Source organism: Spirosoma areae (assembly GCF_054781775.1).
In genome coordinates this window covers 265,507-280,828 of record NZ_BAAGTT010000034.1, presented here as the reverse complement: position 1 = coordinate 280,828, position 15,322 = coordinate 265,507, and the positions used below count along the sequence as shown (strand labels likewise).

Annotated in this window: 7 protein-coding genes; 6 read left to right on the top strand and 1 reads right to left on the bottom strand. The window is 53.0% G+C overall.

Translation table 11 applies throughout. From position 1 onward, the window contains the following. The first annotated feature begins 12 nt into the window (after positions 1 to 12). From ACYVI1_RS20450 to ACYVI1_RS20430, 5 genes are all read left to right on the top strand, one after another. Complete coding sequence (locus tag ACYVI1_RS20450) at positions 13 to 2,391, top strand: ABC transporter permease (protein ID WP_460912637.1); 2,379 nt, start codon at positions 13 to 15, stop codon at positions 2,389 to 2,391. Positions 2,392 to 2,403: 12 nt separating this feature from the next. Beyond that, a complete protein-coding gene (locus tag ACYVI1_RS20445; protein ID WP_460912636.1) occupies positions 2,404 to 4,869 on the top strand; it encodes an ABC transporter permease in 2,466 nt (821 codons plus the stop codon). Between the two features lie 12 nt (positions 4,870 to 4,881). Then, positions 4,882 to 7,341 (top strand): ABC transporter permease, encoded by a 2,460-nt coding sequence (locus tag ACYVI1_RS20440; RefSeq protein WP_460912635.1) that lies wholly within the window; start codon positions 4,882 to 4,884, stop codon positions 7,339 to 7,341. Positions 7,342 to 7,353: 12 nt separating this feature from the next. Continuing rightward, positions 7,354 to 9,735, top strand: a complete 2,382-nt coding sequence (locus ACYVI1_RS20435) for an ABC transporter permease (RefSeq protein ID WP_460912634.1) — start codon at positions 7,354 to 7,356, stop codon at positions 9,733 to 9,735. Positions 9,736 to 9,850: 115 nt separating this feature from the next. Next, a complete protein-coding gene (locus ACYVI1_RS20430; RefSeq protein ID WP_460912633.1) occupies positions 9,851 to 12,244 on the top strand; it encodes an ABC transporter permease in 2,394 nt (797 codons plus the stop codon). A 161-nt stretch (positions 12,245 to 12,405) separates the two neighbouring features. Here the strand turns inward: ACYVI1_RS20430 and ACYVI1_RS20425 are convergent, their stop codons facing one another. Beyond that, a complete protein-coding gene (locus ACYVI1_RS20425) occupies positions 12,406 to 12,864 on the bottom strand; it encodes a hypothetical protein (RefSeq protein ID WP_460912632.1) in 459 nt (152 codons plus the stop codon). Positions 12,865 to 12,908: 44 nt separating this feature from the next. Between ACYVI1_RS20425 and ACYVI1_RS20420 the strand changes: the two genes are divergently transcribed. Then, on the top strand, positions 12,909 to 15,284 hold the full coding sequence (locus ACYVI1_RS20420; RefSeq protein ID WP_460912631.1) for an ABC transporter permease: 2,376 nt from the start codon (positions 12,909 to 12,911) through the stop codon (positions 15,282 to 15,284). Positions 15,285 to 15,322 lie beyond the last annotated feature (38 nt).

Below are 15,322 nucleotides of genomic sequence, written 5' to 3'. Positions count from 1 at the left end.
ACCCCAACAACCATGTTTAGCACGTATCTGAAAATTGCCCTCCGAATTCTCTGGCGCAACAAGGTTTATGTTGCGATCAACTTAGTGGGGTTGGGGTTTGCCATTGCGTGTTGCCTGTTGGCGTATCTTAATTATAACTATCGGGCCAGTTTCGATAGCAACCACACCCAAACCGAACACATCTATCGACTCAACAGCCTGCGGGTCGTTGACAAAGGAACCCAGCCGTGGGCCGTTTCGCCGGTGCCACTGGCCGAAGCGATGCAAAAAAGCCTGGCCGGGGTTAAACGCATTGCCCGGCTACACAGTGCAAATGCCCTTGTGAAACGTGGCGAAAACACCTTCGACGAACGCATTCATTACGCCGACAAAACTCTCTTTTCGTTTTTCAACCTGCCGCTGAAGCAGGGCAACCTCGCCGGATTTGGTCAGCCAAATCAGGTGATTATCAGTGAAGCCGCTGCCGATAAATACTTTCCCGGTCAGATGCCCATTGGTCAGACGCTGACGGTCGTTGGTCAGGACAGTACAGAAAAAATATATACCGTCGGTGCCGTAACGCAGACGATTCCGGCTAATTCAAGCTTTCAGTTCGACATCATCACCGCATTCGACAATGGATTTACGACCGGTCGGAACGACTGGGCGACGTCAACACTGATTACCACCTTTGCCGAAGTAACCGACGAGCGGACCATCAGCCGGATAGCCGCCAACCTCAAACCCTACGCAGCGATTCACAACCGCAGCCATACCGACTGGACCGTAGCGGGCTTTTACCTACAGCCCTTCCGGCAGATAGCAACCAGTTCGGATGTGGACATGCCGGGCTACGTGCATGGGAGCCAGTTGACGCCCAACCCACGGGGCGTATTGGTGATTGTTCCGGCGGTTATGTCGCTGTTTATCCTGCTCATCACCTGCTTCAATTTCACCAACATCTCGATTGCCTTTGCCAGCGGAAGGCTGAAAGAGATTGGCATTCGCAAAGTGATTGGGGGGGTGAAAAGCCAGCTAATCCGGCAATTTCTGACCGAGAACGTCGTCCTGTGTTTGCTGGCTTCGGCAATGGCGTTGCTATTCGTCAGCCTGTTACTGCCTGCCTTCAACCGCGTCGCCAACCTCGACTTATCGCTTGACTTCAGTCAAAACTACGGGTTGTGGTTATTTCTGGTTCTGATGCCGGTGGTTACGGCCCTGTTTTCGGGTCTGTATCCAGCCGTGTACATCAGCTCGTTCCAACCGGTCAAGATTTTAAAAGGCAAAACAACGTTCGGGTCAGCTAACCGCTTCACGCGTTTTTTGCTGATTGCTCAGTTCAGCCTTTCCTGTTTCGCCCTGGTCGTCGGCATCATTTTAACCCAAAATGCGTCGTATCAGGAGAACGCCGATTTTGGGTATGCCATCAATGAGGTTGCCGTGGTTGAGGTTCGCAATCCGCAGGAATATACGGCCTTCAGCCAAACCATTCGTCAGCATCCGCAGGTAAGAAGTGTGGCCGGAACGAAGCAGCACATCGGTGAGAATTCATACACCGTTACGGCCAGAACGGAGGGCCAGCAGGTACAGGCGCAGGTTGCCCACATTGGCGGAGAAGCCTACCTGAACAGCATGGGGATTCGCCTGACGCAGGGCCGTCATTTTTACGAAAACGGTGTTGATGCCGACGCGTCCATTCTGGTCAATCAGACCTTTGTGCAACAACTGCACCTGCCGCAGCCGCTGGGTCAGCGCATTAAGTTAGACAGTACAAACTACACCATTGTGGGTGTCGTGAACGACTACAAAGAGTACGGCCTGCACGGGCTGGTGCCCCCCTGCGTATTGCGCTTAGCTAAACCAGAAGAGTACAAATTTATGGTGGTTCGGTCGGGCGAGCAGGAGTTGCCTCTGGTGACTACCTATTTACAAACTGCCTGGCACAAGGTGATACCGAACAGGCGGTATCGGGGATTTTTACAGTCCGAATTAATCGAGAAGGAAGTCCGACTGAATCAGGGGTTCAAATCAGTCGCCTTTTTTCTGGCCATCGTTACGTTGCTGTTGTCGGCATCGGGCCTGTTCGCGCTCATCTCACTGAATATCGACCGGCGGAGTAAAGAAATCGGGATGCGGAAGGTGCTGGGCGCTACGGTGGGGCAGATTCTGGGCTTAATCAACCGGGAGTTTGTCCGAATCCTGCTGATTGCGTTTGTGGTCGGTTCGGCGTTGGGCTACCTGTTTACCAACAAGTTGATTTTCCAGTTCATCTACAAATACCACACTGACGCTGGCCCTTTCGCCTACGTTGCCACCTTCCTGATTCTGCTTTTTTCCTGTGGTCTCATCATCGGTATGAAAGTGTACCGGGCCGCAACGGCCAATCCAATTCATAGTTTACGAACCGAATAAGCCCTGACAATCATGTTCCGAAACTATCTCAAAATCGCCTGGCGGAATCTCGCTAAACACAAAGCGTTTTCGTTTATCAACATCGTCGGGCTGGCGGCTGGATTGTCGTGTTGTATGTTGATTAGTTTGTACATCTACGATGAACTTAGCTACGATACGCAGCATAAAAACGTAGAGCAGCTTTACCAGATCGGGACGGTATTTGTCCGCAGCGAGGGCGAAGAAAAAACCGCAGCTACCCCCTTCCCGATGGCTCCTTCGCTGAAACAGGAATACCCCGAAATTAGTAACACGACCCGGCTGGTTGGCCTGTTTGCCGAAGACAAAACCCTGCTTCGTTACGATGGTCCGGCCAATAAACGCCGGGTTTTCTACGAAACGAACGGCTATCTGGCCGACTCCGCGTTCTTCTCTTTTTTCAATTATGAGTTTCTGGAAGGCAAAGGCGAGTCGGCCCTGACTGCGCCCAATACCCTGGTGATCTCGGAGGAGATAGCCCGCAAACTGTTTGGCCATCAACCGGCTCTGAACAAAGTTGTTCATGTAGAAAGCAATACCAATGGCGACAATAACTACACCGTAACGGGGGTGTTCAGGCCCGGTAGCGTACCGTCGCACATTGACGGGCGGTTTTTTATGTCGTTCGACGGGGGCGGCCTGTCGCAGTACGTGAAAAGTCAGACGGGCATGGCGGGCAACAATATGTTTTTCACCTACCTGAAACTGAAGCCGAATACCGATGCCAAAAAGCTGGAAGCCAAATTGCCTGCGTTCGTCGAAAAATACATGCGGAAAGACCTGAAAGCCGCATCGTTTGACAAGCGGCAGTTTTTGACGGCCGTAACCGATATTCACCTCCATACCGACCTGACGCATAACGTAACCCCAAACGGTAGCCTGACGTACCTGTATATTCTGTTCTCAGTTGCCATTTTCACACTCCTGATTGCCTGCATCAACTTCATGAATCTCAGCACGGCCCGCTCGTCGAAGCGGTCGGGCGAGGTGGGCATTCGGAAAGCATTAGGGGCTGGGCAAGGCTCGCTGATCCGGCAGTTTCTGAGCGAATCGTTCCTGTTCAGCTTTTTCGCTTTTGGGCTGGCTATCGTATTTGTGTGGCTTCTGCTACCCGTGTTTGAACAGGTATCGGGCAAGAGCCTGCATGTTAAGCCGGGCCAGGGCCTGCTCCTGTTGAGCGGATTTTTTGGCTTGAGCCTGCTGACGGGTTTGCTGGCAGGCAGTTACCCGGCGTTCTACCTGTCGTCGTTCCGGCCTATTCTGGCTCTGAAAGGGGGGGCAGTGAGTGGAAAACTGATGGGCGCATTGGCTGCCGTTTCGCTGCGCCGGGGTCTGGTTGTGTTTCAGTTTACGCTCTCGGTCGTGCTTATTGTGGCCTCGCTGGTGATTGGCAAACAGATGAATTTCCTGCGCTCGGCAGACCTCGGATTCACCAAAGACCAGCAATTGGTTATTCCGTTGCGGAGCGCCCCTGCCAAAGCCAGCTATACAGCCCTGAAAAATGCGTTGGCCAGCAATTCCCAGATTCAGTCGGTGGGCGCGTCGGCTTATTATCCTGGTATTTTCAATCCCGAAGACGCTAATTTTTTCGGCGAAGGCCAGACCGTGCGGGACGGCAAACACACCCGTACCAATCGGATTGACGTCAACTACCTCAATACGCTGAACATAAAACCCGTGGCCGGGCGGTTGTTTTCGCGGGCGTTTCCGGCGGATACCAACAGGCGCATCATCCTGAACGAGCGGGCGGTGAACCAATTGGGCTACAAATCGGCCCAGGGTGCGGTCGGCCGAAAAGCGTTCGTCGAACGAGGTGGTGAGCGGGTGGGCTTTACGATTGTTGGGGTCGTCAGGGATTTTCACTTCGAAGACCTGCACCTGCCCATTACACCGTATGCGTTCACGCTCAACGAGAGCGACGATTACAATTACATAGTGGCCCACGCCAAAGCAGGCAACTTGCAAACCGTCCTTAAATCCATTGAAGCAGTCTGGCAGAAAACCAATCCTGGTGAGCCGTTTGCCTATAGTTTCTTAGACGAAGAATTTCAGAAAAACTACGTGGCCGAGAGTCGGCTGGCCACCGTTGTGGGCTACTTCACGTTCATTGCCATCCTGATTTCGTGCTTAGGTCTGTTCGGGCTGGCTTCGTTCAATGTCGAGCAACGGACCAAAGAAATCGGCATTCGGAAAGTGCTGGGCGCGTCGGTGGGCAATGTGGTCATGCTGCTGTCGGGCGACTTCCTCAAACTGGTGCTGATTGCGGTTGTCATTGCCTCGCCGGTGGCCTGGTATGTCATGAACCGATGGCTACAAAACTTTGCCTACCAAACCCAGATCGGCTGGTCGGTTTTCGGGCTGACAACGCTGGCCGCTCTGCTCATCACAGTGATTACAGTCAGTTATCAAGCCATCAAAGCCGCGTTGATGAATCCGGTCAAATCATTACGAAGCGAATAGATTCTTACGATTATGCTACGCAACTACCTCAAAATCGCTTTCCGTCGGCTCTGGGGCGACAAGAGCAATACGGCGATCAACGTGCTGGGGCTAACCCTGGGCATGACGGGCTGCTTAGTCATTTATAGCTTCGTCCGGTATGAGCTTAGCTTCGACGGCTTTCATACGCACGCCGACCGGACATACCGAATCGTTGAACACAGCCGGAAAGCAGACGGTGTGCAGCACTGGCCCACGACGGCCTACCCACTGGCCGGGGCCATTCGCCGGGATGTGCCGGGCGTTACGGTTACGCAAACGGCAGGACCGCTTAGCCGCATCATCAGTTCAGTGGATAGCCGGGGAAATGTGCACCGCTTTGAGGAAAATCGGTTGATGTTCACGGATGAGCACTACCTGAAAACGTTCGACTTCAGCAACGTTTTTCCCGATGGCATCTGGCTGGCTGGCAACGCCAAAACAGCCTTCCGACAACCCAATGCGGTTGTGTTAACGCAGAAACTGGCCGAGCGGTATTTCGCTGGCTATGCGGGTCGTTATGAGCAGCTTCTGGGCAAAATCTTAACCCTGAACAATTCCGACCTGATAGTCGTATCAGGCATCATTCGGAATCCGCCCCGCAACACGAACCTGCTGTTCGATATGCTGGTCAATTACCAGTTTTTCAAGTCGAACAACCAATATGAGGCCGCCAACTGGTCGGGTAATTACCAGGGAACGACCTACGTAACGTTACCAGCGGGGGCCAGTCCGCAAGCCTTTGAGCGTCAGTTAGTATCGTTGAAGAAAAAGTACATGAATGCGGAGGACAATCGCCGAATCAGCTACGTTCTCCAGCCCCTCACGGACGTTCACACCGAACCGCTGTATGAAGACTTTCTGGGCGGCTATTTAGTCAGTCGCGAGGTGTTGTGGGGACTGGCGAGTCTGGCCGTTTTTCTCATCCTGATTGCGTCGTTTAACTTCATCAACCTCACAACGGCGCAGGCCATCCGACGCCGGAAAGAGGTGGGTGTGCGTAAGGTTGTGGGCAGTACGCAGTTGCAGTTGTTTAGCCAATTCATTGGCGAAACACTGGTCATCGCCACTGTGGCCGGACTGCTTTCAGTAGGTGCCCTGACGGTGTTGCTGGATTGGCTCAACCGGTCGTTAACCATTATCGACCTGGACCTTCGTCCTGATGCTGCCGTTTGGGTAGTTAGTGCTGGTTTAGTGCTCATTGTGGCGTTATTGGCCGGGTTCTATCCGGCTATCGTGCTGTCAAAATTCCAGCCCATCACGGCCCTGAAAAACACGACTACTCCACGACGCGACCGCTTTTCGCTCCGTCAGGGGTTGATTGTCCTGCAGTTTTGCATTACCTACGGCCTGATTGTCGGGACGTTTGTGGCGTCGCAGCAGATGGATTTCTTTCAGCATAAAGACCTGGGTTTTGCGAAGGATGCGGTCCTGACGATTAATGGCCCACGTAATCAGATACCGGGGAAATTAGACGTTTTTCGCCAGCAGTTGCTGCGAAATTCCACCATTCGGGACGTCAGTTTTTCGTCGGGGGCACCAATCACCAAAAATTTTTACGGCACCAACTTTCGGCTAAAATCAGAAGCTGTCCAGATGAATCGGCAGGCCGAAATGAAGCTGGTTGATTTGGCGTATCAGTCGCTCTTTGGGCTTCAGATGGTGGCTGGTCGCTGGTTTTCGCCGTCGAATATCGTGCCAAATGGCTCCCGCTTCAATGGGTTCATCCTGAACGAAACAATGGTAAACATGCTTGGCCTGACTCCCGAAATGGCTATTGGCAAAACCGTGGCCATCAGCGAAGGTGAAGCACCCATTTTAGGCGTAGTCAGGGATTTTCATAACGTATCGTTGCAACAGCCGATCAAGCCATGCGTGCTGATGTGCTGGAATACAGACTTTTATGAGCAGATTCATGTAGCGTTGCAGACCCGCGACGGGCAATGGCTGAATGCCGGACAAACGCTGGGGTCCATTGAACAAACCTGGAAACGGCTCTTTCCCCAGGATGTCTATCAGTACACATTTCTGAACGAATCGCTGGCAAAGGGCTATATCATCGAGCAGTTGGTGTTCGATGCCTTTCGGATTTTTGCCGCCATCTCGGTATTCATCTCGTGCTTGGGTTTGTTTGGTCTCATTACATTCACTACCCAACAGCGCGTCAAAGAAATTGGCGTTCGCAAAGTGCTGGGTGCCAGTGTTGCCAGCATCGTTTCGCTGCTTTCCAAAGACTTCCTGAAGTTGGTCCTGATTGCGATTGTCATTTCCTCGCCCGTCGCGTGGTGGGCCATGAACCAGTGGCTTCAGGGCTTCGCCTACAAAATCGAGATTGCCTGGTGGGTGTTCGCCGGGGCGGGTTTACTGGCGGTGGGTATTGCGCTGTTAACGGTGAGTTTTCAGAGTGTGAAAGCGGCCCTGATGAATCCGGTGAAGTCATTACGAAGTGAATAGATTCTTACGATTATGCTACGGAATTATCTCAAAATCGCCTGGCGGAACCTGTGGAAACACAAGCTGTTTTCCTTCATTAACATCTTTGGGCTGGCGTCGGGGATGACGGTGTGTTTGCTGGCCCTGATTCAGGTGAAAGATGCGGTTGAGTACGACACATTCCACCCCCATGCCGACCGGACGTACCGCATTATCACGGATGTAACCACGCCACAGGGAGACGTCACGGCGGTGGCTACCTCCCCGCTGCCGCTTGCCGACGCGTTGCGGAAAAATTACGGCTTTGTCGAAAAAACCGCCCGCGTCTACTACAACCTGAGCGCAGATGTGTCAGTTGGGCAGAAGACCATGCCTGCCAACGGTGCTTTTGCCGATGCAGGATTTTATGAGTTGTTCGGTTTTCGGTTGCTCATCGGTCGACCAGCCATCGAGCCGCGCACGGTCGTTCTGTCGCAGCGCACGGCGGAGCGATTCTTTGGCAAAGCCAATCCGATTGGAAAGATAGTAGCGGTAAAAGACCGGGGTTCGTTCACCATCACGGGGGTGTTGGCCACGAATCACCTGAAATCCCACCTGCATTTTGACTTGCTGGCGTCGATGGCGTCGGTGCCGCTGCTGGAGCAAAGTCGTCAGCTCGAACCGCACCTGACGGACTGGAAAAGCCACTGGACGACTTCGGCGTACACCTACGTCCTGCTCAACGAAGGCACCCCGCGCCAAACCCTCGAAACGGCACTGGCAACCCTTGCCGCGCAGGGCGTGAAAGCGATGGGAACCAAAGCCGACCAAACCTACACGTTACGTTCGCAGGTGCTTTCGGGCATCTCGCCCGCCCGCGAAGAATTTCGCAACAGCACCTGGGAACCCACGTTGGGAGGATTGCTGGCAATGGGCGGGCTGGCTTTAGTGATTCTGGTGCTGGCCGGTTTCAACTACGTCAACCTCACGCTGGCCCGTTCGCTGAGCCGCGCCCGAGAGGTAGGTGTACGTAAAGTGGCCGGTGCGCTGCGGGCACAAATTGTCGGGCAGTTCATGGCCGAGTCGGTGCTGTTGTCGGTGCTGTCGCTGGGCCTGGCTTATGTCTTTCTGACCCTGATGGAACTGTTGCCCACGGTGTTGCGGAGTACCCAAACCGTTCAGCGCGACGCCACACTCTGGCTGTATTTCGTCGGTTTTGCCTTACTGACGGGGATTGTAGCTGGTCTGGTTCCGGCCCGCGTTTTGTCCAACTATCAGCCCGTTCAGGTGTTGCGTGGTCAATTTGGCCCGAAATTGTTTCGGGGTATGGGATTGCGGAAAGGGCTGATGGTGGCGCAATTCGTGGTGTCGCTGGTGTTCATGGTTTTCGTGGCGGTTATGTACCAGCAGTTCCTCTACATGGCGACCGCATCGTATGGATTCGACCGGGAAAACAGCCTGAGCATCGCCGTTGCCCCAAAAAATTACCGCCTTCTGGCCGACAAATTCGCGCAGCAGACTGGTGTAGAACGGGTTGCCGCTACGTCGAGTCCGCTCGGTTTTCACAGTGGCTTTGCCCGACTTTCGCCGGACCGAAATCGAAATTATATTCCGTCCAACGCCTATTCCGTCGATGCCAATTTTGTCAAAAACATGGGGCTAACCCTGCTGGCGGGGCAGAACATGCCGCCGTCGGTGTCGGACTCTGCCGGGCGATTTGTGCTGCTCAACGAAAAAGCGGTTACGGCTCTGAAGTTCAAAAGTGCGCGGGAGGCCGTTGGGCAATTGCTCTGGCTCGATGACAGCACCGAAGTACAGATAGCGGGCGTGCTGAAAGACTTCAACTACCAAAATCTGTCGCAGCCACTTCGTCCACTCATGCTGCGCTACATACCGGACGAGTTTCATTACGTGAACATTAAAGTGGAGCCTGGTGCAAAAGCCAGCATTATTCCTGCGCTGGAGCAGGTCTGGAAACAGCTTGCGCCCCACGAACCGTTCACGTATCAGTGGGTCGATGACGAAATCTACAACCACCATCTGCACCTCGACGACCTGTCGGTGTCTGGATTGCTGGTGTTTATGGCCCTGTCCATCGCCTGTCTGGGTTTGCTGGGCATGGTTACTTACTCAACAGCCACGCGGATTAAAGAGGTAGGTATTCGGAAAGTAATGGGTGCTACTGTGGGTCAGCTTGTGGCGCTGTTATCGAAGGATTTTGTGCGGCTGTTGCTGTTGGCGGGCGTAATCGCTCTGCCGCTGGGTTACGCAGCCGGGCGGTTGTTTCTGCACGAATTTGCTCATCACATCGACATTGGCGTCGGTATTTTGGGAGCCTGTTTTGCTGTGATGTTGCTGGTGGGAGGACTGGCCATCGGCTGGCGAACGTACCGGGCCGCGCAAACCGACCCCGCTAAAAGTTTACGAACGGAGTAGAGACGCAATACGTTGCGTCTCCTGACCGGATGGTTTTCGCGTTTCCCTGGCAGAAATATATTGCTGACGCACAGGAGACGCAACGTATTGCGTCTCTACACAAAACAAAAAAATCATGCTCACGAACTACCTCAAAATCGCCTGGCGCAACCTTCGGAAAGATAAATTCTACAGCCTCATTAACATCCTGGGGCTGACCATCGGCGTCACCTGCGGGCTGCTGTTGCTGCTGTACGTAACCGACGAACTGAGCTACGACCGTTATCACGCCAATGCCAACCAGATTTACCGAATCGTTTCGCACATCACCGAGCCGGACAAAGTCAATCGCTGGAGCAGCACCCAGCCGCCTTTGGTCAAAACGTTGAAACAGGATTATCCCTTCGTCAAAAATTACGTGCGGTTCTTTCCCTACGGTCGGGTTCTGTTCCGGCAGGGCGAGAAGCGGTTTTACGAAGACGATGTCTATGCCGCCGATTCCACCGTGTTCGATGTGTTTAGTTATAAATTTATCGAAGGTGACCCCAAAACGGCACTGGCTCAGCCCGGCAACGTGGTGTTGACCCAAAAGTCGGCCCAGAAATTTTTCGGTTCCCGCTCTGCATTGGGTCAGTCGCTCCAAACCAACGACACGACGTTCTATAAAGTAACGGGCGTTTTGGAAGACGTTCCGAAGAACTCCCATTTTACGTTCAATGCCCTGATTTCCAGAAGCCAGAATGAACGCCAGCAGGAAACAAACTGGGGTGGTTTTTACATCTACAGTTATCTGGTATTGCCCGAAAACTTCAACACGAAGATTCTTGAAAGCAAGTTTCCGCAGGTCTACGACAAATACATAGGTCCGATTTTCAAGCGGATGAATATCAGGGTTACGTATGAGCTACAGCCGCTGACCCGGATTCACCTTTACTCGAATCTCGAAGGCGAATCCAACGGCAATATTGGCTACGTGTACACCTTCAGCGCGGTGGCGTTTTTTATGTTGCTGCTGGCCAGCATTAACTACATGAACTTAGCGACGGCCCGGTCGGCCAAACGCGCTAAGGAAGTGGGGCTTCGGAAGGTGATGGGGTCGCTGCGGAGTCGGCTGATGGCGCAGTTCCTGACCGAGTCGGTGCTGATGACGGTGCTGGCGTTAGCGGCCAGTCTGATTCTGGTTGTCGCCCTGCTGCCGTTCTTCAATAGCGTGTCGGGAAAAGAAATTCAGTTTCGCGAATTGCTCCGCCCGCAGTTTCTGCTGATTGGCTTAGCCATCGTCGTCTTTACGGGCTTCATCAGCGGCAGTTATCCGGCGTTTTACCTGTCCTCGTTCGAACCCGCTGCGGTACTCAAAGGCTCGTTCAACGCGAAAGGGGGGAGTTTTTTTCGGAAAACGCTGGTCGTGGCGCAGTTTGCCATTTCGTTGGTCATGCTCATCTGTACCTGGATTGTGTATAAGCAGCTCAACTTCATGCGAAATCATGACTTAGGCTATGACCGCGAGCAGGTCTTAACGATTGATTACCAGGACAGACAGCCCCGATCTCAGTTCAATGCGCTAAGAAACAATCTATTAGCTAATCCGAATATTCGGGCAGTTGCCTCTGCCTCGTCGCCGACCAGCAACATCGGTGGCCGACTCATTTTCGGCGTTGAGTCCAATACGGGCTTGAAAGAAATGGGCTTTAAACCCATGCAAATCGACTACGATTACCTGAAAACGATGGGCATGAACGTCATGGCTGGCCGTGATTTCTCCGAAAAAATTCCGGCCGATACGCTTAACGCGGTGATTATCAATCAGGCGGCAGTGGAGCGAATGGACTGGAAAGAACCGCTGGGCAAGAAAGTCATTCTTGGTGGTCTGCCACAGGCCAGTGATAAAGGTCCGCCACCGCCGACGGCGCAGGTGGTTGGGGTCATCAAAGATTTTCATCAGCAGTCGCTCTATAATCCTATTGAGCCGATGATCATGCTGTGCCGCCGGGCCAACGGGGTCATTCACATCAAAATACAGGCAAAGGATGTCGACAAAACGGTGGCGTTCATTGGGCAGAAATGGCGCGAAATCTACCCCGACCGCTTGTTTGAATACCGCTTTCTGGACCAGGATTTTGAGTCGGCCTACCGGGCGGATGAACTGCGCGGGCGGATTTTCACGGCGTTCTCGGGCCTGACGATTCTCATCGCCTGTCTGGGTTTGTTCGGCTTAGCGACGTTCACCACCGAGCAGCGGGTGAAGGAAATTGGGGTCAGGAAAGTGATGGGCGCGTCGGTGTCGAGCGTGGTGCTGCTGCTGTCCAAAGACTTTACGAAACTGGTGTTGTTCTCGTTTCCCATCGCCATTCCGATTGCCTGGTATTCGATGTACAAATGGCTGCAGAATTTCCCGTACAAAACCGACATTGGCATCTGGGTGTTCGTTCTGGCCTGCCTGCTCACGCTGTTCATCTGCTGGGCAACCGTGATTTACCAGAGCGTGAAAGCGGCTTTGGTGAATCCGGTGAAGAGTTTACGGAGTGAGTAGCAGGGGGCGTAGGACAAGTTCTTTTTTTCGACAGGATTAACCGGATTTCCAAGATTTTTTTTGCGAATATCCATCTCAATACATCCTGAAAATCCTGTTCATCCTGTCGAAAAAAGCGTTTTATTATGCCCACACTAAACTTGTCCTACACCCGTAGCAGGTTATGATTCGATACCGTAATAGTGTTTTGCTTCAGCGTCGTAGTCGATAATAAACCATTCATGATAAAGTGTAGCCACGTAGAATCCTTCGGGTTGGCAGTCGCAAATACTGACAAATCCCGACATGGACCAATCGTCATCAAAGGTGGTGTCTTTCAGATAAAGAACAAGCTTAGTCTTGTCTTCGCTCAGGAAGTAATGCAGGATGGTAATATTCGGATGATGCTTCCGACTGACCGGCAGCAAAACCCAATGTTCGCCAACCTGCATGAATTCCGGTAGTGCTGCAATTGGGTCGTAGTCGGGTTCAATCTGGTAAATAAAGTCGCCAGGTGGGTAGTCACGTTTTTCCAATCGCCAGTCCCATGTTTCAGGACCTTCGTGTTTTTCAATGATTCGGTCCCAACGGCTTTTCTTCAGTCGTTCAAACGTTTCGGGAGACAATTCATTAAGGTGCATACAGATAAATCGGTTTTCTCAAAGATAACAAAACACGAACCAACATGCTTCGCAACTATTTTAAAATCGCCTGGCGCAATATCGTCCGCAACAAAGCCTTTTCGGCCATTAATATTCTGGGCCTGGCTCTCGGCATGGCCTGTAGCCTGCTGATTTTTCTGTGGATTCAGGACGAACTGAGTGTGGACAATTACCACGCCAACGGCCCGCAACTCTACAATGTCATGCAACGGCAGTTATACGATGGCAAAGCCGAAGCGGGCCATAATACGCCGGGTATTCTGGCCGACGAATTGAAAAAGCAATTTCCCGAAATCAGGTACGCGGCAGGCTACACCGGCTGGGAAGCGAACATGACGTTTGCCGTTGGCGACAAAAACAACAAAGAAATGGGGCACTGGGCCGGAGCCGACTGGTTTAACATGTTCAGCATTCCGCTCTTAGCCGGTACGCCCGAAACGGCACTCAACTCGCCGACCGGGATGGCTATTTCCCGCAACGTAGCAGCGTTTTATTTCGGCGACCCGGTAGCGGCCCTCGGCAAAAGCATCCGCATCGACAACAAGACTGATTATCAGGTGACGGCGGTGTTCGAGAACCTGCCCGACAATTCGTCGGATAAATACGATTTTCTGATTAACTGGCAAGACTGCATCAGCCGTAATCCCTGGATGAGGGAGTGGGGAAATAACGGCCCGCACACCCGCATCATGCTCCGCCCCGACGCGAACGTCGCGAATCTGAATGCGAAACTCGGCCCATTTCTACGGAAATATGACAGGAACATTGGCAAAAATTACGACGCGCAGCTTTTCCTGCAGGCCTACGCTGATGGCTATTTGTACTCAAACTTCAAAAACGGTCAGCAGGATGGTGGCCGCATCGAGTACGTGCGGCTGTTTGGCGTGGTGGCTGTGTTTCTGCTGCTGATTGCCTGCATCAATTTCATGAACTTAGCCACGGCCCGGTCGGTCAAACGGGCGAAGGAAGTGGGCGTCCGGAAAGTAATGGGTGCCATGCGGAGTTTACTGGCCGGGCAATTCATGGGCGAAGCGGTCTTGTTTGCGGGGCTGGCGTTGGTGCTTGCCGTGACGCTGGTTTTTGTCCTGCTGCCCGCGTTCAATTCGCTGACGGGCAAGCACATCAGTCTGCATTTGACCGACGCATCGTTCTGGCTGCTGCTGCTGGGTACAACGCTCGTTACCGGCCTGATTGCGGGGAGTTATCCAGCCCTGTTTCTATCGTCGCTTCAGCCGGTGAAGGTATTAAAAGGTGCTGTGACGTTTGGTTCGGGAGCGCGGCTGTTTCGGCAGGGGTTGGTGGTGTTTCAGTTCGTGTTGTCGATGCTACTCATCGTGGGCACCATCGTGGTGTATCGGCAGGTAGATTTTATCCAGACCGAAAACTTAGGCTACGACCGCGAGAACCTGATTTATGTGCCGGTAGAAGGTGAACTGGCTACGCCAACAAAATACAAAACCTTCAAGGACGAGTTGCTGCGAATGCCGGGCGTGCAGTTTGTGTCGTCGATGCAGGAAGTGCCGACCCACATTGGCAGCAGCACGGGGGGCGTTACCTGGCCCGGCAAAGACCCGAACGTCAATATCGAAATCACGCAAACGTCGGTGGGGTATGACCTGATGAAAACGCTGAAGGTCAAACTGACGGGCCGCGACTTCTCACCGGAATTTGGCACCGACACCACCAATTACCTCATCAACCAGGCTACTGCCGCCCGAATGGGGATGAAGAATCCAGTTGGCCAGCCAATTACGATGTGGGGCCGCCCCGGCAAAATCATTGGCATGATGGAGGACTTTCATTTCCAGTCGCTGCACATACCCATTGCCCCGCTGATTATGCGGCTAAGCACCGAACCCGGCTCGCAAAACCTTATGATCCGCACGCAGCCGGGTCAGGCCAAACAGGCTCTGGCCAGTATAGAAGCCCTGTGGAAGCAGCAGAACCCGAAGTTTCCGTTTTCGTACCAATTCGCCGACGATGAATACCAGAAACTCTACAAAAGCGAGTCCATCGTGGGCAGTCTGGCCAATTACTTTGCTTTCTTAGCTATCTTCATTTCCTGCTTAGGCCTGTTTGGGCTGGCGACCTTCACTGCCGAGCAGCGCACCAAAGAAATTGGGGTCAGGAAAGTGTTGGGCGCATCGGTGGGCAGTATCATCGGGCTTCTTTCGCAGGACTTCCTCAAACTTGTGCTGATTGCCATCGTGATTGCCTCGCCCGTAGCCTGGTGGGCCATGACGAAATGGTTACAGGGCTTTGCTTATAAAGTCGACATCGAATGGTGGATGTTCGCTCTTGCGGGCTTTGTGGCCGTTGGTATAGCGCTACTAACGGTAAGTTTTCAGAGCGTGAAAGCAGCGTTAATGAATCCGGTTACGTCCTTACGTTCTGAATAGCGTGGAGCCAGGAGCGCGGGGCAGGGGTAAAAACCGTG

Bases quoted from the DNA above. Each gene is read 5' to 3' on its own strand.
- ACYVI1_RS20450 (WP_460912637.1), top strand. From the start codon at position 13: ATGTTTAGCACGTATCTGAAAATTGCCCTCCGAATTCTCTGGCGCAAC.
- ACYVI1_RS20445 (WP_460912636.1), top strand. From the start codon at position 2,404: ATGTTCCGAAACTATCTCAAAATCGCCTGGCGGAATCTCGCTAAACAC.
- ACYVI1_RS20440 (WP_460912635.1), top strand. From the start codon at position 4,882: ATGCTACGCAACTACCTCAAAATCGCTTTCCGTCGGCTCTGGGGCGAC.
- ACYVI1_RS20435 (WP_460912634.1), top strand. From the start codon at position 7,354: ATGCTACGGAATTATCTCAAAATCGCCTGGCGGAACCTGTGGAAACAC.
- ACYVI1_RS20430 (WP_460912633.1), top strand. From the start codon at position 9,851: ATGCTCACGAACTACCTCAAAATCGCCTGGCGCAACCTTCGGAAAGAT.
- ACYVI1_RS20425 (WP_460912632.1), bottom strand. From the start codon at position 12,864: ATGCACCTTAATGAATTGTCTCCCGAAACGTTTGAACGACTGAAGAAA.
- ACYVI1_RS20420 (WP_460912631.1), top strand. From the start codon at position 12,909: ATGCTTCGCAACTATTTTAAAATCGCCTGGCGCAATATCGTCCGCAAC.